The sequence below is a fragment of the Pseudarthrobacter sp. NPDC092439 genome (genome assembly GCF_044754945.1).
In the GTDB taxonomy this organism is placed as follows: Bacteria; Actinomycetota; Actinomycetes; order Actinomycetales; family Micrococcaceae; genus Arthrobacter.
This window is the reverse complement of sequence record NZ_JBIVQB010000002.1, coordinates 63,580-87,618: the sequence shown is the minus strand read 5'-3', so window position 1 is coordinate 87,618 and position 24,039 is coordinate 63,580. Positions and strand designations below refer to the sequence as shown.

Sequence of the window (24,039 nt, the reverse complement as noted above, 5' to 3'; positions counted from 1 at the left end):
ACCCTGAGCCGTCCCTGAACGGTCCCCGGTTGGCGGACAATACTGGTCCGGGAGACCCTGATCCGTGCTTGGATTGACCCATGGCAACAATCCCCGCCGGGCAGCCATCCGAACGGTCGATCCCGGCATGGCAAGCGGCTGCACGGCCGCCCCTGGTCCGCAGCAGCGACCGCGTCATTGCCGGCGTCTGCTCCGGTCTTGCCGCGCACCTGGGCTGGCCGGTCCGGAACGTCCGCGTCGGCATGGCCATCGCCGTCCTGGCCGGCGGCGCCGGAATCCTGTTCTACGCATGGCTGTGGATCATGGTTCCCACCGCGGATGAGGCCGCGCGCAGGGAAGCCCGGCGGCCGTCGTCGCCCGTTGCTCCCGCCGCAGCGGCCCCCGCAGGTGCACCGGCAGCAGCCGGCGCACCGCACGCACCCTGGTTCCGGCCCGGGGGCATGCGGTACGGCAAGGAAATCCTGCTCGGCGCCGGGCTGCTTCTGGTGGCTGGCATCATGATCGCCCAGGTGTTGGGTGTGGACGTGCCCCTCGGGACGCTGATCCCGGCGGCCGCAGTGCTGGGTGGAGCGTCGATTGCGTGGATGCAGCTGGACGAAACGCGCCGCGCCGGCCTGGTGGACAAGACCAAGGCAGACCAGGCCGGGGGGTGGGCACGGCTCGCGGCGGGCATGGCCCTGGTGGTGGCGGGCGTCCTGGTGATGGTTTCCGGTTCGGGCTCGTGGGAACAGACGTGGCTGGCACTGCTCGCGTCGGTGGCGGTGTTGGGCGGGGTGGTGTTGGTACTGCTGCCCTGGGCGCTCAAGTTCTGGCGCGAGCTCGAGTCCGAGCGTGCCGGCCGCGTCCGCGAAATGGAGCGCGCCGAGATCGCCGCGCACCTGCACGATTCGGTCCTCCAGACCCTTGCGCTGATCCAGCGGAGGGCTGGAAACGAGCACGACGTCGTCCGGCTGGCCCGGGCGCAGGAGCGTGAACTTCGCGGGTGGCTCTTCCAGGATCCGGGCCGGGAGGCAGGACAGCTATCGGACCGGATCAAGGCGGTTGCCGGCGAAGTGGAGGACCTGCTGGCTAACCCCGTGGAGGTGGTGGCTGTGGGTGACGCTGCCATGACAGAGGCACACGAGGCGCTGGTCCAGGCGGCCCGGGAGGCCATGGTGAACGCATCCCGGCACGGCGGCGGCCCCGTGTCCGTGTACGTGGAGGCCACTGCATCGCAGGTGGACGTTTTCGTCAAGGACCGCGGACCGGGTTTCGACCTCCAGGAGGTGCCGGCGGACCGGCTCGGGGTGCGCGAGTCGATCATCGGCAGGATGCAGAGGCATGGCGGCTCGGCCACCATCCTCAGCAGCGCGGACGGAACTGAGGTCAGGCTGCGGCTGCCACAGGTTGTACACAACGTGGAAGGAACGGCATGAACATCGGCTCCGGCGGCGACGAAGCGGCCAACTCCGTGCGGGTAGTGATCGTGGACGACCACGCGATCTTCCGGTCCGGACTCAAGGCCGATCTTGGCCCCGCCATCGACGTGGTAGGCGAGGCCGCCACCGTGGAACAGGCCATCGCCGTCATAACCGACAAGCGCCCGGACGTAGTGCTGCTGGACGTCCACCTTCCCGGCGGGCTGGGCGGCGGCGGGCGCGAGGTCATCGCCGGCTCCGCGCAGTTGCTGGCCACCACAAGGTTTCTGGCTTTGAGCGTCTCCGATTCCGCGGAGGATGTGGTGGCCGTGATCCGCGCCGGCGCCCGCGGCTACGTCACCAAGACCATTTCCGGCGCGCAGATCACCGATGCGGTGTTCCGGGTGGCCGGCGGCGATGCCGTGTTCTCGCCCCGCCTCGCAGGGTTCGTGCTGGATGCCTTCGGCACCGCGCCCGCGGACATCGCCGACGACGAGCTGGACCGGCTCTCCGCCCGGGAACTCGAGGTCATGCGGCTTATTGCCCGCGGCTACAGCTACAAGGAGGTGGCCAAGGAACTGTTCATCAGCATCAAGACCGTGGAAACCCACGTGTCCGCGGTGCTCCGCAAGCTGCAGCTCTCCAGCCGGCACGAACTCACCAGGTGGGCCGCGGAGCGCCGCCTCCTCTAGTACCCCGGCAGACGCTCTCCCACTTAATGCCTCTTTCCCCGAAACGCTCCCTCACTTGATACGGCTTAAACCCCAACGCTCTATCACTCTCAGGAAGAAGAGTGACAGAGCGTTGGGGTTTCTCCTGCGTTAAGTGAGAGGGCGTCCTACTGGGCCTTGCCGAGGAACTCCTGGAGGCGCTGCACGCCCGTGGCCAGGTCCTCGTCGCCGAGCGCGTACGAGAGCCGCAGGTAGCCGGAGGGACCGAACGCCTCGCCCGGAACCACCGCCACCTCAACCTCATCCAGGATCAGGGAAGCCAGTTCGGCGGAGGTCTGCGGCGTGGCGCTGCCGGCCGCCGTCGGGAATTCCTTGCCCAGCAGGGCACGGACGTCCGCGTACACGTAGAAGGCGCCCTTCGGCGTCGGGCATTCCACACCCTCGATGGCATTGAGGCCCGCGACGATCGCCTTCCGGCGGCGGTCAAACGCAACCTTCATCTCATCCACGGCGGTCAGCGGGCCGGACACGGCTGCCAGGGCAGCGATCTGCATGATGTTGGAGACGTTGGACGTTGCGTGCGACTGCAGGTTGGTGGCCGCCTTGATGACGTCCGCCGGGCCGATCATCCAGCCCACGCGCCAGCCGGTCATCGCGTACGTCTTGGCCACGCCGTTGAGGATGACCACCTTGTCGCCGAGCTCCGGGGCGGCGGTGGCGATGGACGTGAAGGGAACGCCGTCGTACGTCAGGTGCTCATAGATCTCGTCGGTGACCACCCACAGGCCCTTCGCAGCGGCCCACTTGCCGATCTCCGCCACCTGCTCCGGCGAGTAGACCGACCCGGTGGGGTTGGACGGCGAAACAAACAGCAGGATCTTCGTCTTGTCCGTGACCGCGGCTTCGAGCTGCTCAACCGTCACGAGGTAATCCTGCTCCGGGCCGGCAAACACCTCTACGGGAACGCCGCCGGCGAGCCGGATTGCCTCGGGGTAGGTGGTCCAGAACGGGGTGGGGACAATAACCTCGTCGCCCGGGTCCACCAGCGTCGCGAAGGTGTTGTACACGGCCTGCTTGCCGCCGTTGGTCACCAGGACCTGGGAAGGCTCGACGGCGTACCCGGAGTCCCGCAGCGTCTTCGCGGCGATGGCCTTCTTCAGCTCGGGCAGCCCGGCTGCGGGGGAATAGCGGTGGTACTTCGGCTGGCCGGCCGCTTCGATGGCCGCCCGCACGATGTAGTCCGGGGTGGGGAAGTCCGGTTCGCCCGCCCCGAACCCAATAACCGGCCGGCCCGCTGCCTTCAGCGCCTTGGCCTTGGCGTCAACGGCCAGGGTTGCGGATTCGGCAATGGCGGAAATGCGCTTGGAAACGCGGGCGGCAGACATGGCAGGTCCGTTCTACGCTTGCAGCCGGGAGGCTGAATGTGGGATTCGACGTGATCTACTCTATGCTGATCTGCGGATCCTCCGGGGAGCCCGTTCTGATTTATGACTGACCGCCTGCCGCGTGCCGGCAGCGGCTGGCAGGACCGGTGCGGCACGCGGCAGGACCGGAACGGGCTGGTTCGACTAACGCGCAGATGTTGCGTAGACTGGTTCACCGGTGTTGAAAACACGGATGATGGCGTGCGCCTCAGTGAAAGCTGGCGGTTCGTGCCGAAACGTGGAATTCGCTCCATAGGGTAGTGGCGCAATTGGTAGCGCAGCGGTCTCCAAAACCGCAGGTTGCAGGTTCGAGTCCTGTCTGCCCTGCGCAAGCTGTCCCGGACACAATCCGGGGCAAGCGCAGCAACCATGGTTCTGATCAGGGCCGGGTAATCCAACACTTTGCAGATGAGCGAGGACCAGGTGACCGAAACAGCTGCCAGCAGCTCCAAGGGCCGCCCAGCTAAGAAGGACGCCAAGGCAAACTTCTTCGCCCGCATTGCGCTCTTCGTCCGCCAGATCATCGGCGAACTGAAGAAGGTTGTTGCACCTACCCGCAAGGAACTGATCAATTACACGATCGTGGTGCTGGTATTCGTGGCCATCATGATGGTCATCGTCAGCCTGCTGGACCTCGGTTTCGGAAGCGCTGTCGGCTGGCTCTTCGGCGGTACCGGCCCCACGGACAGCTAAGGCTGAAAGGTCCGCAGGCTGCGTGTTCCTCCTCCGGGAAACCGGAGGGAACACCGGTGTGCGGAATTGAGCCATTTAAATAGGCATGTTAGGCAATGAGGAAGCAGGAGACCAAGTGTCTGAGCAGGAGCTCGAGGTAACCGAGACTGAGCTGGAAGAGTCCGCGGATGTCACGGCGGAAGCCGGCGACGCGTCTGAGGTTGAGTCCTCCGCGCCCGAATCCGACGCCGCTGATTCCGATGCCGCCGCTGATTCGGACGCTGCTGACAGCGCCGCTGAAGAAGCGGACGACGACGAAGCCGCAGAAAGTGCCGACGTCGCCGATTCGGAAGAGGCAGGCGACGCCCTGGCTGCCGCTGCTGCCACCGCAGCCGCGGACCCCGCCGAAGAGTTTAAGGCCAAGCTGCGCCGCCAGGAAGGTGACTGGTACGTCATCCACTCCTACGCCGGCTATGAGAACCGCGTGAAGGCAAACCTGGAGACCCGCATCCAGACCCTGGACATGGAAGATTACATCTTCGAGATCCAGGTGCCCATGGAAGAAGTCGTTGAGATCAAGAACGCCCAGCGCAAGGTCATCAACCGCGTCCGCATCCCCGGCTACGTCCTGGTCCGCATGGACCTGACCGACGCCTCCTGGGGCGCCGTCCGCCACACGCCGGGCGTCACCGGCTTCGTGGGTAACGCGCACAACCCGGTCCCGTTGCGCCTGGACGAGGTCTTCTCCATGCTCGCCCCGGTCTTCGAAGAAGAGCAGGCGGAGAAGGGCAAGCCGGTCAACAAGCAGCACCAGGCCCCCGTGGATGTGGACTTCGAGGTCGGCGAGTCCGTCATCGTCAAGGAGGGCCCGTTCGAGACCCTCCCCGCCACGATTTCCGAAATCAAGGTTGAATCCCAGACCCTCGTGGTCCTGGTTTCCATCTTCGAGCGTGAAACGCCGGTCACCCTGGCGTTCAACCAGGTCACCAAGATCTGATCATCCAAGAATTCGTCCCGGCACTGCCTGCTTAGCGGTGCCGGAACGGCCGGCCGCCTCGCCATGGCGGCCAAAAACCTGAGGCACGCTCCTGTGCCCCAGGACGTTATTGAGAGAAGGACCCTACATTGGCTCCCAAGAAGAAGGTCACCGGCCTCATCAAGCTGCAGATCCAGGCAGGTGCCGCTAACCCGGCCCCGCCGATCGGTCCCGCGCTTGGCCAGCACGGTGTCAACATCATGGAATTCTGCAAGGCGTACAACGCTGCCACGGAATCCCAGCGCGGCAACGTCATCCCCGTGGAAATCACCGTCTACGAGGACCGTTCCTTCACGTTCATCACCAAGACCCCGCCGGCTGCAGAGCTCATCAAGAAGGCTGCAGGCGTTGCCAAGGGTTCGTCCACCCCGCACACCGTCAAGGTTGCCAAGCTGACCCAGGCCCAGGTCAACGAGATCGCCAGCACCAAGATGGAAGACCTCAACGCCACCAGCCTCGAAGGCGCAGCAAAGATCATCGCCGGTACCGCCCGCTCCATGGGCATCACGGTCGAGGGCTAATAACCCCCTTCCGGCCGTTCAGGTTCGTGCCATTGGCCACGGCGAACGGCACCGCCGGGAAACCGGCACCATCGAAACATTGAAATGTTGGTCATCCGGCCCGGATAACGCTCCGGATCACCGACTGTGGCAGGGCCCAGCGCGGTCCGCAGACCACAACTGCACAAGGAGAAATAAGCAGCATGGCAAAGCGCAGCAAAGCATATGAGGCAGCAGCCGCCAAGATCGACGCGGAGAAGTTCTACGCGCCGTTCGAGGCAGTAACGCTCGCCAAGGACACCAACCCGTCCAAGTTCGACGCCACCGTCGAGGTCGCCTTCCGCCTGGGCGTTGACCCCCGTAAGGCCGACCAGATGGTCCGCGGCACGGTCAACCTGCCCCACGGCACCGGCAAGACCGCCCGCGTCCTGGTATTCGCCACCGGTGACAAGGCTGAGGCAGCAATCGCAGCCGGCGCCGACTTCGTTGGTTCCGACGACCTGATCGAAAAGATCGCCGGCGGCTGGACCGACTTCGACGCGGCCGTTGCCACCCCTGACCTCATGGGCAAGGTTGGCCGCCTCGGAAAGGTGCTGGGTCCCCGTAACCTGATGCCGAACCCCAAGACGGGCACCGTGACCGCAGACGTCACCAAGGCTGTCAACGACATCAAGGGCGGCAAGATCGACTTCCGCGTCGACAAGCACTCCAACCTCCACTTCATCATCGGCAAGGTGTCCTTCGACGCCGTCAAGCTGGCTGAGAACTACGCAGCAGCACTGGAAGAGGTGCTTCGCCTGAAGCCGTCCGCTTCCAAGGGCCGCTACATCCAGAAGGCGACGGTTGCCACCACCTTCGGTCCCGGCATCTCCGTTGACCCCAACGTCACCAAGGTGCTCACCGAGGCATAAGTCCTCGTTGGAAACTCCCGCTCCGAATGGAGCCACGAAAACCGCCCGGCGAATGCGCCGGGCGGTTTTCGCTTAAGACATCCCGCTTAACCCGGCGGGGCTCCAACCGGCATATGCTGGCAGAATGCCCCCAATGGCAAAAGACGTGAAGATCGAACAGCTTTGGATTCCCGAATCGCTGGAAACCGCGGACGCCGCAGACTTCCTGGCCGCCGTCGAGGTGGGCCGGAAAGTGCGCATGCAGACCTGGGGGAGCGATGACCTCGCGTACGGTCCCCTTGAGAAGCTGCTGGAATTCCAGGATCCCTACGAGCGCCAGCTGATCCTCGTGGCCAAAGTGGAGGGCGCCATCGTGGGCACCGTCGACATTGCCCTCCCGCTGACGGATCATCTGGACATCGCCGAATTTACCCTGGACATCCTGCCCGAATTCCAACGGCAGGGCGTGGGGCGCCGCCTGCTGGAGGCTGCGGAGCAGTTCGCCCGGGGCGAGGGCCGCACCATGATCCTGGTGGACACCAACCATCCCGGTGCCTCGCTGCATGAGTTCGAGCCCGAGCAGCTGGTCCCGGGCTCCGGCCAGGGGTTCGTGCCGCTGGAAAGCCGCGAGGTGGAGTTCGCCCGGAAGATGGGCTACACGCTCCAGCACATCGAACAATTCAGTTCCTGTGCGCTGCCCCTGGACACCAAGCTCGTGGCGGACCTTCAGGCGGAGGCCGAGGAAGCCAACCACGGCCGCTACCGCCTCCATCACTGGACGGACCGCTGCCCCGAGCGCTGGCTGGAGGCCGTGGCCGCCCTGGAGAACCAGGCCGGTGCCAACGTGGACCCCGACCTTGACGTGCCGGTGGAGCAGGACGTGGTGTTCGACGGCGGCATCCTCAGGGAAGCCGAAGAGGTCGCCATCGCGCAGGGCCGGCGCACGGTGGTCACCGCCGTCGAGCATCTCGCCAGCGGAGCCCTGGCGGGGCTGACCACCATCACTGTCCTGGCCCACCGCGCGGACGTGGTGTTCCAGGACGACACGATCGTCCTCCAGGAGCACCGGGGCAACAAGCTGGGCCTGCTCATCAAGGTGGCCAACATGGAACGCCTCACCGAGCAGTTCCCTGATGCCCGGGTGATCTACACCTGGAACGCCCCGGAAAACAGGTACCTGCTGACGGTCAACCAGCAGCTGGGCTTCCACACAGCGGGCGTCACCGGGATCTGGCAGAAAGAGCTCCCGCGGCTCCACACCAGCACCAGTTGAGCCCCGATTTGGTGCGCTGCGCCGGCTCCCGTAGACTGGGATGACCAAAGACCGTCGGTTGTTGGAAATCCACTCTCCCGAACATGACTCAATTCTGCAGTCATGCGCGGCAGGCCCAGTGGCTTTCCGGACGAAGGACCCTCAACGCAGGGCGGCCGGCGCAGGTGAACGAAGCAACGCTCCGCGGAACACCGTGTTGAGCCAAGCCCCGTGCATCTGCGCGGGGCGTTTTTAGTTTTAGCTCTTCTGAGCGGGGACCGTCGAATACCGGCACTATCCCCGGAAGGAGGGTTATGGCAACGCCTACCAAGGTTTCAGCAGTAGCTGAGATCACTAACGATTTCAAGGAATCGAACGCCGCTGTCCTGACCGAATACCGCGGGCTCACCGTTGCACAGCTCAAGCAGCTGCGTGTTTCTCTCGGCCAGGACACCAAGTTCGCGGTCGTCAAGAACACCCTGACCGCCATTGCAGCCAAGGAAGCCGGCGTCGAAGCATTCGACGGCCAGCTTGCCGGCCCCACTGCAATCGCGTTCATCAAGGGTGACGCAGTTGCCGCTGCCAAGAGCCTGACGGATTTTGCCAAGGCCAACAAGCAGCTGGTCATCAAGACCGGTTACTTCGAGGGCAAGGCACTGAACGCCAGCGAAGTTGCTGCCCTGGCAGCACTCGAGTCCCGCGAGCTGCAGCTCGCCAAGGTTGCAGGCGTCCTCAAGGCACCCGCAGCCGCAGCTGCACGCATCATTGACGCACTGCGCCTCAAGCTTGAAGAAGAGAACGGTGCACCGGCAGCTGCCGAGGCGCCCGCCGCTGAAGAAGCTCCCGCCGCTGAAGCAGAAGCCGGTGCTGAAGCACCTGCCGAAGCCGCAGCTGCCGAAGAGAACTAATTCTCTTTACCCCACAAGACTCCGGTGTGATGCACGGCCCCGCGCCGCTGAACACCACAACAGGAAGGACGCCTACCATGGCGAAGCTCAGCAACGAAGAGCTCATTGAAGCTTTCAAGGAACTGACCATCATCGAGCTCTCCGAGTTCGTTAAGCTCTTCGAAGAGACCTTCGAAGTTACCGCTGCTGCTGTTGCAGTTGCTGGCCCCGCTGCCGGCGGCGCTGCAGAAGAGGCTGAAGAGAAGACTGACTTCGACGTCATCCTCGAAGCTGCTGGCGACAAGAAGATCGCAGTGATCAAGGAAGTCCGCGCCATCACCTCCCTCGGCCTCAAGGAAGCCAAGGACCTGGTTGACGGTGCACCCAAGGCTGTCCTCGAAGGTGCCAACAAGGAGACCGCCGAGAAGGCCAAGGAGCAGCTCGAGGCTGCAGGCGCAACCGTTACCCTCAAGTAACAGCGTTTATTCCGCAAAGAACCCCGTCCACTCCGGTGGGCGGGGTTCTTTGCGTCTACCGAAGGCTGGCGGGGCTAGTTGGGATCGCTGATGTCCGCAACCACCGCTCCAAGGGCTTCCGTCAGGGCGTCGGCGTCCACGAAGGCGCTGACGCCCTGCGCCCCGGCACCCATGGAGATGCGGCGGCCGGTGATGCTGGCATCCGCGTATACCGGCCAGGCGGTGGTGCTGCCCAGCGGCGTGATGGTGCCGCGCTCATAGCCGGTGGCCTCCAACGCCACGCCCGCCGGCGGGAGCGAGAGCCTGTTCACCCCCACCAGAGCGCGCAGCTTGGGCCACGAAATCTGCCGGTCACCGGGAACCAGGGCGAAGAGGAAAGTACCGTCCTTATGCTTCACCACCAGGGACTTGACGATGTCCGCGGGGGAGATGCCCATCCCGGCCGCGGCTTCCTCCAGACTCCGGGCTGCCGGACGCTCCACCACTTCAACGTGGAGCCCCCGCGCCGCGGCGTCGGCCAGGAAACGTTCACGGCCGACGCCGTCCCCCGCCTCCCCGCGGGCGTTCGCCATCAGTCGCGGTACAGCAGGAGGGCTTCGCCCTGGCCGCCGCCGCCGCACAGGGCCACGGCGGCCTTGCCCGAGCCGCGGCGCTTCAGCTCATGCGCTGCATGGGTGGCCAGCCGGGCACCGGAGGCGCCGATCGGGTGGCCCAATGCGATGGCACCGCCGTGGATGTTGCACTTCTCCAGCGGGTAGTCCAGGTCCTTCAGGGACTGGACGGCGACGGATCCGAACGCCTCGTTGATCTCGATGAAGTCCAGGTCCGAGGTGCTCCAGCCGGCGCGGCCAAGGGCATGCGCGATGGCGTTCGCGGGCTGGGAATGCAGCGAGTTATCCGGCCCTGCCACCTGTCCGGGCTTGCCCACTACGGCCAGGTACTCAAGGCCGTGCTGTTCCGCGTAGCCCCGTGAGGTAAGGATCAGCGCAGCCGCTCCGTCCGACAGGGGAGAGGAGTTCCCGGCTGTGATGGTTCCGTCCGTGACGAATGCGGCGCGAAGCCCTGCCAGTGATTCCACCGACGTGTTGGGCCGGACGCCCTCATCGGTTTCCACCTGAAGGGGGTCGCCCTTGCGCTGCTTCACGCTCAAGGCGACGATCTCGTCGTCGAACGTTCCATTCTTGGCCGCCAGCGCAGCGCGCTGGTGCGACTGCGCAGCCACCTCGTCCTGCGAGGTCCGGTCGATGCCGAGTGTCAGGTTGCGCTTCTCCGTGGACAGGCCCATGGATTCACCGTCGAAGGCGTCCGTCAGCCCGTCATGGGCGGCCGAATCCAGGGCACCGATGGTGCCGTAGGTCCAGCCCTGGCGCGATCCGGGAAGGACGTGCGGAGCGCGGGTCATGGATTCCTGTCCGCCGGCCACCACCACGGTGGCCTCGCCGGAGCGGATCAGCCGGGCCGCATCGATGACGGCGGTGAGGCCGGACAGGCACACCTTGTTCAGGGTGACCGCGGGAACGTCCCAGCCGATGCCTGCGGCGACGGCGCTCTGGCGGGCCGGGTTCTGGCCGGCTCCCGCCTGCAACACCTGGCCCATGATCACGGCGTCCACCTGCTCCGCGTCCAGGCCGCTCTTGGCCAGCGCGGCCTTGATGGCGTGGGCGCCAAGGTCCACGGCGGTGAAGCTGGCCAGCTGGCCGTTGATGCGGCCCTGCGGGGTCCGCGCTGCTGCGACGATGACAACGTCGCCGTTGTCGGGGGTGTTGCCCATTGCTATCTCTTCCCATCTGATCCGGTGTAAGGCCACTAAGGCTATCGTGACCCCGGTCACCCAACTATTCAAACCCTGGCCTCCGGAACCCGGGGAGCGGCTTACGGGCCCGGGGGACAGCAGTGAATCCGTGCTTGCAATCCGGCGGGATGTGGGGTAGACACGTAGGATATTTTGCCGTATCGTGGATATTTGCGTCTTCCCTGTTTACCTTCAGCCTTCATATAGCGGTGGGCTTCGCCTGGCAGCTGGCAATCGACGTGCCGCGACACCTGTCGCAGCACGGCCGGCACGGGCCCCGGGTCATATAGCGGAACCGGATGGTAGCGCTGCGGAGCATTCCGCAGGGTGCACAGCGGGGGAGATCTGAAAACGCCTGAAGGTCTGTGGAAGGATCCCTCTTGGTCGCCTCGAGCACCTCTAATAACGAAACCGCTAACACCGCCGACAGCACTGATGGTGCCACTCGCCGGCTCTCATTCGCAAAGATTCACGAACCTCTTGACGTTCCGAATCTGCTTGCCCTCCAGACGGACAGCTTCGACTGGCTGGTCGGAAATGAGCGCTGGCAGGCACGCGTCGCGAAGGCTGTCGAAGAAAACGATCTCAGCGTCGCCACCACGTCCGGCCTGTCGGACATCTTCGAAGAGATCTCCCCGATCGAGGACTTCCAGGGCACCATGTCCCTGAGCTTCTCCGATCCGGAGTTCGCCGACCCCAAGTACACCATGGCCGAATGCAAGGACCGGGACGCTACGTACTCGGCTCCGTTGTACGTCAAGGCCGAGTTCATGAACAACAACACGGGCGAAATCAAGCAGCAGACCGTGTTCATGGGTGACTTCCCGCTGATGACCGAGAAGGGCACCTTCGTGGTCAACGGCACCGAGCGTGTCGTCGTCTCCCAGCTGGTCCGTTCCCCGGGTGCCTACTTCGAGCGTGCCGCCGACAAGACCAGCGACAAGGATATCTTCACCGCAAAGATCATCCCGTCCCGCGGTGCCTGGTTCGAACTCGAAATCGACAAGCGCGACCAGGTCGGCGTACGCCTCGACCGCAAGCGCAAGCAGTCCGTCACGGTGCTGCTGAAGGCCCTGGGCTGGACTGAAGGCCAGATCCTCGAAGAGTTCGGCCAGTACGACTCCATGCGGGCAACCCTGGAGAAGGACGCCACCGAAACCCGCGAAGACGCCCTGCTGGACATCTACCGCAAGCTGCGCCCGGGCGAGCCGCCCACCGTAGAGGCTGCCCAGTCCCTGCTGGACAACCTGTACTTCAACTCCAAGCGCTACGATCTGGCCAAGGTGGGCCGTTACAAGATCAACCGGAAGCTCGGCATCGACCGCTCCCTTGGCGACAAGGAAGCTTCGGTCCTGCACGTTGAAGACATCGTGGCCATGATCAAGTTCCTCGTGGCGCTGCATGCCGGCGAGAAGACCATCAAGGGCACCCGCGACGGCCAGGAAGTGGACCTGCGCGTCGACATCGACGACATCGACCACTTCGGCAACCGCCGCATCCGCGCCGTCGGCGAGCTCATCGAGAACCAGGTCCGCACCGGCCTGTCCCGCATGGAGCGCGTTGTCCGGGAGCGTATGACCACCCAGGACGTCGAGGCCATCACGCCCCAGACCCTGATCAACATCCGCCCCGTGGTTGCAGCCATCAAGGAGTTCTTCGGAACGTCCCAGCTGTCGCAGTTCATGGACCAGAACAACCCGCTTTCGGGCCTGACCCACAAGCGCCGCCTGTCGGCCCTTGGCCCCGGTGGTCTGTCCCGTGACCGCGCCGGCATGGAAGTCCGTGACGTGCACCCGTCCCACTACGGACGTATGTGCCCCATCGAAACCCCTGAAGGCCCGAACATTGGTCTGATCGGTTCGCTGGCATCCTACGGACGCATCAACCCGTTCGGCTTCATCGAGACCCCCTACCGCAAGGTCAAGGACGGCGTTGTTTCCGACGACGTCCAGTACCTGACGGCCGACGACGAGGCTGAGGTGCTGATCGCCCAGGCCAACGCGCCGCTGGACGAAAACAACCGCTTCGCCGAAGAGACCGTCCTGGTCCGTGCCCGCGGTGGTGGAGGCGAGCCTGTGCTGGTCCCCGCCGAGGACGTCGAGTTCATGGACGTTTCCCCGCGCCAGATGGTGTCCGTGGCTACCGCCCTGATCCCGTTCCTCGAGCACGACGATGCAAACCGCGCACTCATGGGCGCCAACATGCAGCGCCAGGCCGTGCCGCTGGTCCGTTCCGAGGCCCCGTTCGTGGGTACCGGCATGGAGCGCGCCGCTGCCGTTGACGCCGGTGACGTCGTCATTGCCAAGAAGGCCGGTGTGGTCACCGAGGTTTCCGCAGAACTCGTCATCATGCTCAACGACGACGGCACGGAGACCAACTACCGCATCAACAAGTTCGCCCGCTCCAACCAGGGCAACTGCTACAACCACCGCGTCCTGGTCAACGAAGGCCAGCGCCTGGAAGTCGGCGGCATCATCGCTGACGGCCCGGCAACGGACCAGGGTGAGCTCGCCCTCGGCAAGAACCTGCTCGTGGCATTCATGTCATGGGAAGGCCACAACTTCGAGGACGCCATCATCCTCTCGCAGCGCATCGTTGCCGAGGATGTCCTTTCCTCCATCCACATCGAGGAGCACGAGATCGATGCCCGCGACACCAAGCTTGGTGCCGAGGAAATCACCCGTGACATCCCCAACGTGTCCGAGGAAGTCCTGGCAGGCCTGGACGAGCGCGGCATCATCCACATCGGTGCCGAGGTCGAAGCCGGCGACATCCTGGTCGGAAAGGTCACCCCGAAGGGTGAAACCGAGCTGACCCCGGAAGAGCGCCTGCTGCGCGCCATCTTCGGCGAGAAGTCCCGCGAAGTGCGCGACACCTCCCTGAAGGTGCCCCACGGCGAGTCCGGTACGGTCATCGGCGTCCGCGTCTTCGACCGCGACAACGACGACGAGCTGCCCCCGGGCGTCAACCAGCTGGTCCGCGTCTACGTGGCTGCCAAGCGCAAGATCACCGACGGCGACAAGCTCGCAGGCCGCCACGGCAACAAGGGTGTTATCTCCAAGATCCTTCCGGTCGAGGACATGCCCTTCCTTGCAGACGGCACGCCCGTTGACATCGTCCTGAACCCGCTGGGTGTTCCGGGCCGTATGAACGTGGGCCAGGTCCTGGAGACCCACCTCGGCTGGGTTGCCAAGACCGGCTGGAAGATCGAAGGCGAGCCGGAATGGGTCAAGCAGCTGCCCAACCTGCCGCGTGAGAGCGGCCAGACCACCGTTGCCACCCCGGTGTTCGACGGTGCCCGGGAAGAGGAAATCACGGGCCTGCTGGACTCCACCAACGTGACCCGCGACGGTGACCGCCTGATCGATTCCTCGGGCAAGACCCGCCTGTTTGACGGCCGCTCCGGCGAGCCGTTCCCGGATCCGATCTCGGTCGGCTACATGTACATCCTGAAGCTCCACCACCTGGTGGACGACAAGATCCACGCGCGCTCCACCGGCCCGTACTCCATGATCACGCAGCAGCCGCTGGGTGGTAAGGCACAGTTCGGGGGCCAGCGCTTCGGTGAAATGGAAGTGTGGGCGCTCGAAGCTTACGGCGCCGCCTACACGCTCCAGGAGCTCCTGACCATCAAGTCCGATGACATCCACGGCCGCGTCAAGGTCTACGAAGCCATCGTCAAGGGCGAGAACATCCCCGAGCCGGGCGTTCCCGAGTCCTTCAAGGTCTTGATCAAGGAAATGCAGTCGCTGTGCCTGAACGTGGAAGTGCTGTCCACGGACGGAACCACAATTGAAATGCGTGACTCTGATGACGCAGTCTTCACGGCTGCGGAAGAACTGGGCATCGATCTGTCTCGAGCAGAGCCCAGCTCCGTAGAAGAGGTCTAGCAGGCGGGCGTACGACGGCGGGTGCCCACCCGCCGTCGTGCCCCACCTCCCTCATCCCGCACCAAGACTTCAGAATTTAGAGAACAAGAGAGAACAGGGACCATATGTCCAGCGAATCCTCCTTCGGCCTCATGCAGATCGGCCTCGCCACCGCGGAAGACATCCGCGGCTGGTCGTACGGCGAGGTTAAGAAGCCGGAAACCATCAACTACCGCACGCTCAAGCCCGAGAAGGACGGCCTCTTCTGCGAGAAGATCTTCGGCCCGTCCCGCGACTGGGAATGCTACTGCGGCAAGTACAAGCGCGTGCGCTTCAAGGGCATCATCTGTGAGCGCTGTGGCGTTGAAGTCACGCGCGCCAAGGTCCGCCGCGAACGCATGGGCCACATCGAGCTGGCCGCACCGGTCACGCACATCTGGTACTTCAAGGGTGTTCCCTCCCGCCTGGGCTACCTCCTTGACCTGGCACCGAAGGACCTCGAAAAGGTCATCTACTTCGCTGCCTACATGATCACCAGCGTTGACGAGGCCGCCCGCCACGAGGAACTGCCCAACCTGCAGGTTGAGCACGACATCGAGAAGAAGCAGCTGATTGACAACCGCGACTCCGACATCGCGGCGATCGCCCGCGACCTCGAAGGCGAAATCGCCCGCCTTGAGGGTGAAGGCGCAAAGGCTGCGGACAAGAAGAAGGCCCGCGACTCCGCCGACCGCCAGATGGCAAACGTGCGCAAGCGTGCGGACGCAGACATCGAGCGCCTTGAGCAGGTCTGGGACCGCTTCAAGAACCTCAAAGTCGCCGACCTCGAGGGCGACGAAGGCCTGTACCGCGAACTGCGCGACCGCTACGGCATGTACTTCGAAGGCTCCATGGGCGCCGAGGCCATCAAGAAGCGCCTTGAGAACTTCGACATGCAGGCCGAGTCCGAGGCTCTGCGCGACATCATCGCCAACGGCAAGGGCCAGCGCAAGACCCGTGCCCTCAAGCGCCTGAAGGTGGTCAACGCGTTCCTGACCACCAACAACAGCCCGCTTGGCATGGTCCTCGACGCCGTCCCGGTGATCCCGCCGGAACTGCGCCCCATGGTCCAGCTGGACGGCGGCCGCTTCGCGACCTCCGACCTCAACGACCTGTACCGCCGCGTGATCAACCGGAACAACCGCCTCAAGCGCCTGCTTGACCTCGGCGCTCCGGAGATCATCGTCAACAACGAGAAGCGCATGCTTCAGGAAGCTGTTGACAGCCTCTTCGACAACGGCCGCCGCGGCCGTCCCGTCACCGGCCCGGGCAACCGTCCGCTGAAGTCCCTGAGCGACATGCTCAAGGGCAAGCAGGGCCGCTTCCGCCAGAACCTCCTCGGCAAGCGCGTCGACTACTCCGGCCGTTCGGTCATCGTGGTCGGTCCGCAGCTGAAGCTGCACCAGTGCGGCCTGCCCAAGCAGATGGCCCTGGAGCTCTTCAAGCCGTTCGTGATGAAGCGCCTGGTTGACCTCAACCATGCGCAAAACATCAAGTCGGCCAAGCGGATGGTTGAGCGTTACCGCCCGCAGGTTTGGGACGTCCTCGAAGAGATCATCACCGAACACCCGGTGCTGCTCAACCGTGCACCTACCCTGCACCGCCTGGGCATCCAGGCGTTCGAGCCGCAGCTTGTTGAAGGCAAGGCCATCCAGCTTCACCCGCTGGTGTGTGGTGCGTTCAATGCCGACTTCGACGGCGACCAGATGGCAGTGCACCTGCCGCTGAGCCCCGAGGCGCAGGCTGAGGCGCGCATCCTGATGCTGTCCTCGAACAACATCCTGAAGCCTTCTGACGGACGTCCGGTCACCCTGCCTTCGCAGGATATGATCATCGGCCTCTACCACCTGACCACCAAGCGTGTTGGTTCAGCAGGTGAAGGCCGCGTCTTCGGTTCGGTTTCCGAAGCCATCATGGCGTTCGACGCCCGCGAGCTGCACCTGAACTCGCAGGTCAAGATCCGCCTGGAAGGCTTCGTGCCGTACGCCGGCTGGGAAGCCCCAGAGGGCTGGGAGCCGGGTCAGCCCGCGCTCGTCCAGACCTCCCTGGGCCAGGTCCTCTTCAACGAGACCCTGCCTGAGGACTACCCGTGGGTTGAGGCTGTCGCCGATAAGGGCGAACTGTCCCGCATCGTCAACGACCTTGCCGAGCGCTACCCGAAGGTTGTCACGGCCGCCACGCTGGACAACCTGAAGGATGCCGGTTTCTACTGGGCCACCCGCTCGGGCGTCACCGTTGCCATCTCCGACATCGAGGTCCCGGCCGCCAAGCCGGAGATCCTCGCCGGTTACGAGGAGCGGGCCGCCAAGATCCAGGGCCAGTACGACAAGGGCCTGATCGACGACGACGAGCGCCGCCAGGAACTGATCGAGATCTGGAACAAGGCCACCAACGAGATCGCTTCGGTGATGCGCGAGAGCCTGTCCCCGATGAACACGATCAACCGCATGGTGTCCTCCGGTGCACGTGGTAACTGGATGCAGGTCCGCCAGATCGCGGGTATCCGTGGCCTGGTGGCCAACCCGAAGGGTGAGATCATCCCGCGTCCCATCAAGTCCTCCTACCGCGAGGGCCTGTCGGTGCTGGAATACTTCATCGCCACCCACGGTGCACGTAAGGGTCTTGCCGACACCGCGCTGCGTACCGCCAACTCGGGTTACCTGACCCGTCGTCTGGTGGACGTGTCCCAGGACGTCATTGTCCGCGAAGAGGACTGCGGCACCGAGCGTGGCCTGGTCACGCCCATTGCCGTCGCCGATTCCAACGGCGAGCTGGTCCTGGACGAGAACGTCGAGAACAGCGCCTACGCACGTACGCTGGCCGTTGACGTCGTCGACTCCGAGGGCAACGTCCTCGCAGCCGCCGGCACCGACTGCGGCGACGTTGTCATCGACGAGCTGTTCAAGGCAGGCATCACCGAGGTCAAGGTCCGCTCCGTACTCACCTGTGAGTCCAGCGTCGGTACCTGCGCGCTTTGCTACGGCCGTTCGCTGGCCACCGGCAAGACCGTGGACATCGGCGAGGCCGTGGGCATCATCGCCGCACAGTCCATCGGTGAGCCGGGTACCCAGCTGACCATGCGTACGTTCCACACCGGTGGTGCAGTCTCCGCCAGCGGTGGCGACGACATCACCCAGGGTCTGCCCCGTATCCAGGAGCTCTTCGAAGCCCGTACTCCGAAGGGTGTCGCCCCGATTGCAGAAGCAGCCGGCCGCATCACCATCGAAGAGTCCGAGCGCCAGATGCGCCTGGTCATCACGCCGGACGACGGAACAGAAGAGATCGCTTACCCGGTCCTGCGCCGTTCACGCCTGCTGATCGAAGACGGCGACCACGTTGCCGTCGGCCAGAAGCTGATCAACGGTCCCGTGGACCCCAAGCAGGTTCTGCGCATCATGGGTCCCCGTGCAGCACAGAAGTTCCTGGTGGACGAGGTCCAGGGCGTGTACCGCAGCCAGGGCATCGGTATCCACGACAAGCACGTCGAGGTTATCGTCCGCCAGATGCTGCGCCGCGTTACGGTCATCGAGTCCGGCGAATCGGACCTGCTGCCCGGCGAGCTCGCTGAGCGCAGCCGCTTCGAGGAGGCCAACCGACGCGTTGTATCCGAGGGTAAGACGCCGGCTTCCGGCCGTCCCGAGCTCATGGGTATCACCAAGGCGTCGCTGGCCACCGAGTCCTGGCTGTCCGCAGCTTCCTTCCAGGAGACCACCCGCGTCCTGACGCAGGCGGCCATGGAAGGCAAGAGCGATCCGCTGCTGGGCCTCAAGGAGAACGTCATCATCGGTAAGCTGATCCCGGCCGGCACGGGCCTGCCGCGCTACACCGAGGTCACCGTGGAGCCCACTGAGGAAGCAAAGGCCAACCTGTTCACCGGCCCCAGCGCGTTCAGTGACTTCTCGTACGACACCCTGGGCGGCGACGGAGCTCCTGAGTTCCACGCCATCCCGCTGGATGATTACGACCTGGGCAACGACTTCCGGTAACGGGCAGGGTGGTCCCTTTCGTGTCGCGTTCAGCGCCACGTAGGGGACCCTCCGCCGGGCCCTTAGGCCTTAAAAGGGATGGTCCCGCACCGCAGGGTTCGGGACCATCCCCGTTTAACCCGCCGATTAAGGCCTGGCAGCCGTCCATGCTAGACTTGTTACTAATTGTTATTGTGGCAGTGGATGAGAGCGCCGGTTCCAGCTGAAAGGCTTGAGCCAGAGCGACGTTTCCGGTTTGCAGGGTTCTTGTGCAACGTATGCCACATTTTTGCATGCCTAGGGAACATTGCAGATGCTTTGCCGGCCCGGGTGTGCGATCCGACTATTAAGGCTTCGCCTTCGCCGCCTGGAGTTCAACTTCGAGGCCCGGGCGGCGGGGCAACGCAACAGGAGAGTGGCCGGAAGCGGCTGCTCCGGATAAAACGGAGAACACGAGAGTGCCTACGATTAACCAGCTGGTCCGCAAGGGCCGCACGCCTAAGGTCTCAAAGACCAAGGCTCCCGCGCTTAAGGGCAGCCCGATGCGCCGCGGTGTTTGCACCCGCGTCTACACCACCACCCCGAAGAAGCCGAACTCGGCTCTGCGTAAGGTGGCACGTGTGCGCCTCAACGGCGGCGTGGAAGTAACCGCCTACATCCCCGGTGTTGGCCACAACCTGCAGGAGCACTCCATTGTGCTCGTTCGCGGTGGTCGTGTTAAGGACCTTCCGGGTGTCCGCTACAAGATCGTCCGTGGCGCCCTCGATACCCAGGGTGTGAAGAACCGTAAGCAGGCCCGCAGCCGCTACGGCGCAAAGATGGAGAAGAAGTAATATGCCTCGCAAGGGTCCGGCCCCCAAGCGGCCGCTCGTTTCGGATCCGGTTTACGGCTCCCCGCTGGTAACCCAGCTCATCAACAAGGTGCTCGTTGACGGCAAGAAGTCCACGGCAGAGCGCATCGTCTACGGTGCCCTCGAAGGCGCACGCGCCAAGTCCGGCGGCGACCCCGTCGCAGCACTCAAGAAGGCCATGGACAACGTCAAGCCTTCCCTCGAGGTCCGCTCCCGCCGTGTCGGTGGCGCAACCTACCAGGTCCCGGTTGAGGTCAAGCCGGGCCGCTCCACTGCACTCGCACTGCGCTGGCTGGTCGGCTACTCCAAGGCCCGCCGCGAGAAGACGATGACCGAACGCCTCCAGAACGAAATCCTGGATGCATCCAACGGTCTCGGTGCCGCTGTGAAGCGTCGCGAAGACACCCACAAGATGGCCGAGTCCAACAAGGCCTTCGCACACTACCGCTGGTAATACTTCCCGGACGCCGCCGGCTCAACCGAGCCGGCGGCGAACGTGTAGTCCATCCCAAAAGGAGACCCCGTGGCACAGGACGTGCTTACCGACCTTAGTAAGGTCCGCAACATCGGCATCATGGCCCACATCGATGCCGGCAAGACCACCACCACCGAGCGCATCCTGTTCTACACGGGTGTGAACCACAAGATCGGCGAAACGCACGACGGCGCTTCGACCACTGACTGGATGGAACAGGAAAAGGAACGCGGCATCACCATCACGTCTGCCGCCGTGACCTGCTTCTGGGAAAACAACCAGATCAACATCATCGACACCCCCGGCCACGTTGACTTCACCGTTGAGGTTGAGCGCTCCCTGCGCGTCCTCGACGGTGCCGTTGCCGTGTTCGATGGCAAGGAAGGCGTTGAACCGCAGTCTGAGACCGTATGGCGGCAGGCTGACAAGTACAACGTTCCCCGCATCTGCTTCGTCAACAAGATGGACAAGCTCGGTGCTGACTTCTACTTCACCGTAGACACCATCATCAGCCGCCTCGGCGCCAAGCCGCTGGTTATGCAGCTGCCCATCGGTGCCGAGAACGACTTCATCGGCGTCGTGGACCTGCTCTACATGCGCGCACTGGTGTGGCCCGGCGACGCAAAGGGCGATGTCACCATGGGTGCCAAGTACGAGATCCGCGAGATCCCGGCTGACCTCCAGGAAAAGGCTGAAGAGTACCGCGCAGCGCTCGTTGAGACCGTGGCGGAGTCCTCCGAAGAACTCATGGAGAAGTACCTCGAGGGCGAAGAGATCTCGATCGACGAGCTCAAGGCCGGCATCCGCAAGATGACGATCAACTCCGAGCTGTACCCGATCTTCTGCGGTTCTGCCTTCAAGAACCGCGGCGTTCAGCCCATGCTCGACGCAGTGGTGGACTACCTGCCGAACCCGCTCGACGTCCCGCCGATGGTCGGCCACGACCCGCGCGACGAGGAGAAGGAACTGACCCGCAAGCCTTCCGCTGAAGAGCCCTTCTCCGCACTGGCCTTCAAGATCGCTGCGCACCCGTTCTTCGGTCAGCTCACCTTCATCCGCGTGTACTCCGGTCACGTGGAAGCCGGCGCCCAGGTGGTCAACTCCACCAAGGGCAAGAAGGAGCGCATCGGCAAGCTCTTCCAGATGCACGCCAACAAGGAAATGCCTGTTGAGGGCGCTACCGCGGGCCACATCTACGCCGCAATCGGCCTCAAGGACACCACCACCGGCGACACCCTGTGCGACGCTGCCAACCAGATCGTCCTGGAATCCATGAGCTTCCCGGAGCCCGTGATCTCTGTTGCCATCGAGCCGAACACCAAGGGTGACCAGGAGAAGCTGTCCACGGCCATCCAGAAGCTCTCCGCTGAGGACCCCACCTTCCAGGTGTCCCTCAACGAAGACACCGGCCAGACGATCATCGCCGGCATGGGCGAGCTCCACCTGGACATCCTGGTGGACCGCATGCGCCGCGAGTTCAAGGTCGAGGCCAACGTGGGCAAGCCCCAGGTTGCCTACCGCGAAACCATCAAGCGTGCTGTGGAGCGTCACGACTACACGCACAAGAAGCAGACCGGTGGTTCGGGCCAGTTCGCAAAGGTCCAGATCGCGATCGAGCCCCTGGACACCGCAGAGGGCGAGCTGTACGAGTTCGAGAACAAGGTCACCGGTGGCCGCGTTCCGCGCGAGTACATCCCGTCTGTGGACGCTGGTATCCAGGATGCGCTGAACGACGGCGTCCTGGCCGGCTACCCGGTTGTCGGCATCAAGGCGACGCTGGTTGACGGCGCCTACCACGATGTTGACTCCTCGGAAATGGCGTTCAAGATCGCCGGCCGGATGGCTTTCAAGGAAGCCGCCCGCAAGGCGAACCCTGTTCTGCTCGAACCGCTGATGGATGTAGAGGTCCGCACCCCTGAGGAATACATGGGTGACGTTATCGGTGACCTCAACTCCCGCCGTGGCCAGATGCAGTCCATGGAGGACGCGCAGGGTGTCAAGGTCATCCGCGCGCACGTTCCGCTGTCCGGCATGTTCGGCTACATCGGTGACCTGCGTTCGAAGACCCAGGGCCGTGCTGTGTACTCCATGACGTTCAACAGCTACGCCGAGGTCCCGAAGGCAGTTGCCGACGAGATCATCCAGAAGACCCGCGGCGAATAGTCCTTCGGACGCTCGCAGCGAACAACCTCGGGTGTGCCTTCCGGTTTCGGAAGGCCCAGCCGGTGCAGGTGGCCGGGAACGGCCGGCACAGTCCGTTCAACCGGATTCCGGCCATCTGCACGAACAGGCTCAAGGGACTAGTATTAGTTCCTGAATCTGCAATTTCACCAATCCAAAGCCCCCCAAGTAGACTTGCCTGAGTTTCTGCCGCGAGAAGCGCGGCCGAAGGGCAAGCCATTTGAAAACGTTCTAGGAGGAACCTGTGGCAAAGGCAAAGTTCGAGCGGACTAAGCCGCACGTCAACATCGGCACCATCGGTCACGTTGACCACGGTAAGACGACGCTGACGGCCGCCATTTCCAAGGTGCTGTACGACAAGTACCCGGATCTCAACGAGAAGCGCGACTTCGCGTCGATCGACTCTGCTCCCGAAGAGCGTCAGCGCGGTATTACCATCAACATCTCCCACGTGGAGTACCAGACCGAGAAGCGTCACTACGCACACGTTGACGCCCCCGGTCACGCTGACTACATCAAGAACATGATCACCGGTGCTGCCCAGATGGACGGCGCAATCCTCGTGGTTGCCGCCACCGACGGCCCCATGGCACAGACCCGCGAGCACGTTCTGCTCGCCCGCCAGGTTGGTGTTCCCTACCTGCTGGTCGCGCTGAACAAGTCCGACATGGTTGAGGACGAGGAACTCCTCGACCTCGTGGAAATGGAAGTTCGCGAACTGCTCAGCTCGCAGGGCTTCGACGGCGACGAGGCCCCCGTGGTCCGCGTTTCCGGCCTGAAGGCACTGGAAGGCGACCCCGAGTGGGTCAAGTCCGTCGAGGACCTGATGGCTGCAGTCGACGAGTCCGTTCCGGACCCCGTACGTGACCGCGACAAGCCGTTCCTGATGCCGATCGAAGACGTCTTCACCATCACCGGCCGTGGCACCGTTGTTACGGGCCGCGCCGAGCGTGGAACCCTCGCCATCAACTCCGAGGTCGAGATCGTCGGCATCCGCCCGGTCCAGAAGACCACGGTTACCGGTATCGAGATGTTCCACAAGCAGCTCGACGAAGCATGGGCCGGCGAGAACTGTGGCCTGCTGCTCCGTGGCCTGAAGCGCGACGATGTCGAGCGTGGCCAGGTTGTCGTCAAGCCGGGTTCCATCACCCCGCACACCGACTTCGAGGCAAACGTCTACATCCTCTCCAAGGACGAAGGCGGACGCCACAACCCGTTCTACTCGAACTACCGCCCGCAGTTCTACTTCCGCACCACGGACGTAACCGGCGTTATCACCCTGCCCGAGGGCACGGAAATGGTTATGCCCGGCGACAACACTGAGATGACCGTTGCGCTCATCCAGCCGATCGCAATGGAAGAGGGCCTCGGCTTCGCAATCCGCGAAGGCGGCCGCACCGTTGGTTCGGGACGTGTCACCAAGATCATCAAGTAATACTTGCTGAACTGAAGGAGGGCCCCGCTGCTGCTGCAGCGGGGCCCTCCTTTTTCTTTAACGCGCTGCTGCTACTGTTGCAGGGTCGAAAGGAGTCCGTGGTGGACTGGCTTATCTTCCTGGTAGTTGCCGTAGCCGTGGTGGCAGGTGCTTTCTGGGCGAAGAAGTATTTCCGGCACGAGATCGGCCGTGCCAAGCGGATCAACCGCGCCAACAAGAACCGGTAG

General features: G+C 64.0%; 19 protein-coding genes and 1 tRNA gene. 17 read left to right on the top strand and 3 right to left on the bottom strand.

The genetic code is table 11. The features are described from left to right. Nucleotides 1–80: 80 nt before the first annotated feature. Nucleotides 81–1,415 carry a PspC domain-containing protein gene (locus tag ACIQCM_RS05135; protein WP_400604429.1) on the top strand — a complete coding sequence of 445 codons (1,335 nt, stop codon included), beginning with the start codon at nt 81–83 and terminating at the stop codon, nt 1,413–1,415. After that, nucleotides 1,412–2,089 carry a LuxR C-terminal-related transcriptional regulator gene (locus ACIQCM_RS05130; protein WP_400604427.1) on the top strand — a complete coding sequence of 226 codons (678 nt, stop codon included), beginning with the start codon at nt 1,412–1,414 and terminating at the stop codon, nt 2,087–2,089. Before ACIQCM_RS05135 ends, ACIQCM_RS05130 begins: the two co-directional genes overlap by 4 nt. Before the next feature lie 146 nt (nt 2,090–2,235). Here the strand turns inward: ACIQCM_RS05130 and ACIQCM_RS05125 are convergent, their stop codons facing one another. Beyond that, on the bottom strand, nt 2,236–3,453 hold the full coding sequence (locus ACIQCM_RS05125; protein WP_400604426.1) for a pyridoxal phosphate-dependent aminotransferase: 1,218 nt from the start codon (nt 3,451–3,453) through the stop codon (nt 2,236–2,238). Between the two features lie 293 nt (nt 3,454–3,746). On the opposite strand from ACIQCM_RS05125, the gene ACIQCM_RS05120 reads away from it, so the two are divergent. From ACIQCM_RS05120 to rplL, 8 genes are all read left to right on the top strand, one after another. Next, nucleotides 3,747–3,819: transfer RNA gene (locus tag ACIQCM_RS05120), tRNA-Trp, on the top strand. A gap of 81 nt (nt 3,820–3,900) precedes the next feature. After that, nucleotides 3,901–4,185 (top strand): preprotein translocase subunit SecE, encoded by a 285-nt coding sequence (secE, locus tag ACIQCM_RS05115; RefSeq protein WP_400604424.1) that lies wholly within the window; start codon nt 3,901–3,903, stop codon nt 4,183–4,185. A 115-nt stretch (nt 4,186–4,300) separates the two neighbouring features. After that, nucleotides 4,301–5,161, top strand: coding sequence for a transcription termination/antitermination protein NusG (gene nusG, locus ACIQCM_RS05110; RefSeq protein WP_400604422.1), 861 nt, complete (start codon nt 4,301–4,303; stop codon nt 5,159–5,161). A 128-nt stretch (nt 5,162–5,289) separates the two neighbouring features. After that, on the top strand, nt 5,290–5,721 hold the full coding sequence (gene rplK / locus ACIQCM_RS05105; RefSeq protein WP_377214654.1) for a 50S ribosomal protein L11: 432 nt from the start codon (nt 5,290–5,292) through the stop codon (nt 5,719–5,721). A 182-nt stretch (nt 5,722–5,903) separates the two neighbouring features. Continuing rightward, nucleotides 5,904–6,611, top strand: a complete 708-nt coding sequence (gene rplA / locus ACIQCM_RS05100) for a 50S ribosomal protein L1 (protein ID WP_377214655.1) — start codon at nt 5,904–5,906, stop codon at nt 6,609–6,611. 133 nt (nt 6,612–6,744) lie between these two features. Beyond that, nucleotides 6,745–7,863, top strand: a complete 1,119-nt coding sequence (locus ACIQCM_RS05095) for a GNAT family N-acetyltransferase (protein WP_400604420.1) — start codon at nt 6,745–6,747, stop codon at nt 7,861–7,863. A 293-nt stretch (nt 7,864–8,156) separates the two neighbouring features. Further along, nucleotides 8,157–8,750, top strand: coding sequence for a 50S ribosomal protein L10 (gene rplJ / locus ACIQCM_RS05090; protein ID WP_400604418.1), 594 nt, complete (start codon nt 8,157–8,159; stop codon nt 8,748–8,750). Between the two features lie 77 nt (nt 8,751–8,827). Then, nucleotides 8,828–9,205, top strand: a complete 378-nt coding sequence (gene rplL, locus ACIQCM_RS05085) for a 50S ribosomal protein L7/L12 (protein WP_377214658.1) — start codon at nt 8,828–8,830, stop codon at nt 9,203–9,205. Nucleotides 9,206–9,279: 74 nt separating this feature from the next. Here rplL and ACIQCM_RS05080 read toward each other — a convergent pair whose 3' ends face one another. Together ACIQCM_RS05080 and ACIQCM_RS05075 are read right to left on the bottom strand one after the other, a co-directional pair. Continuing rightward, nucleotides 9,280–9,777, bottom strand: coding sequence for an aminoacyl-tRNA deacylase (locus tag ACIQCM_RS05080; protein ID WP_400604416.1), 498 nt, complete (start codon nt 9,775–9,777; stop codon nt 9,280–9,282). Further along, entirely contained in the window at nt 9,777–10,976 is a 1,200-nt protein-coding gene (locus tag ACIQCM_RS05075; RefSeq protein ID WP_400604414.1) for an acetyl-CoA C-acetyltransferase, read from the bottom strand. The genes ACIQCM_RS05080 and ACIQCM_RS05075 overlap by 1 nt, the downstream gene beginning before the upstream one ends. Before the next feature lie 401 nt (nt 10,977–11,377). On the opposite strand from ACIQCM_RS05075, the gene rpoB reads away from it, so the two are divergent. The 7 genes from rpoB (at nt 11,378) to ACIQCM_RS05040 (ending at nt 24,039) form a co-directional block, all read left to right on the top strand. Further along, nucleotides 11,378–14,887 carry a DNA-directed RNA polymerase subunit beta gene (gene rpoB / locus ACIQCM_RS05070; RefSeq protein WP_400604412.1) on the top strand — a complete coding sequence of 1,170 codons (3,510 nt, stop codon included), beginning with the start codon at nt 11,378–11,380 and terminating at the stop codon, nt 14,885–14,887. 104 nt (nt 14,888–14,991) lie between these two features. Then, nucleotides 14,992–18,891, top strand: a complete 3,900-nt coding sequence (locus ACIQCM_RS05065) for a DNA-directed RNA polymerase subunit beta' (RefSeq protein WP_400604410.1) — start codon at nt 14,992–14,994, stop codon at nt 18,889–18,891. Nucleotides 18,892–19,328: 437 nt separating this feature from the next. After that, the gene (gene rpsL, locus ACIQCM_RS05060; RefSeq protein WP_009358312.1) at nt 19,329–19,703 is read left to right on the top strand and encodes a 30S ribosomal protein S12; all 375 of its coding nucleotides are present in this window, start codon (nt 19,329–19,331) and stop codon (nt 19,701–19,703) included. Between the two features lies 1 nt (nt 19,704). After that, the gene (rpsG, locus tag ACIQCM_RS05055) at nt 19,705–20,175 is read left to right on the top strand and encodes a 30S ribosomal protein S7 (protein ID WP_003803829.1); all 471 of its coding nucleotides are present in this window, start codon (nt 19,705–19,707) and stop codon (nt 20,173–20,175) included. A gap of 69 nt (nt 20,176–20,244) precedes the next feature. Next, nucleotides 20,245–22,359 (top strand): elongation factor G, encoded by a 2,115-nt coding sequence (gene fusA, locus ACIQCM_RS05050; protein WP_400604408.1) that lies wholly within the window; start codon nt 20,245–20,247, stop codon nt 22,357–22,359. Nucleotides 22,360–22,621: 262 nt separating this feature from the next. Further along, nucleotides 22,622–23,812, top strand: a complete 1,191-nt coding sequence (gene tuf / locus ACIQCM_RS05045; RefSeq protein ID WP_377214664.1) for an elongation factor Tu — start codon at nt 22,622–22,624, stop codon at nt 23,810–23,812. A gap of 101 nt (nt 23,813–23,913) precedes the next feature. After that, nucleotides 23,914–24,039 carry a hypothetical protein gene (locus tag ACIQCM_RS05040; protein ID WP_400604407.1) on the top strand — a complete coding sequence of 42 codons (126 nt, stop codon included), beginning with the start codon at nt 23,914–23,916 and terminating at the stop codon, nt 24,037–24,039.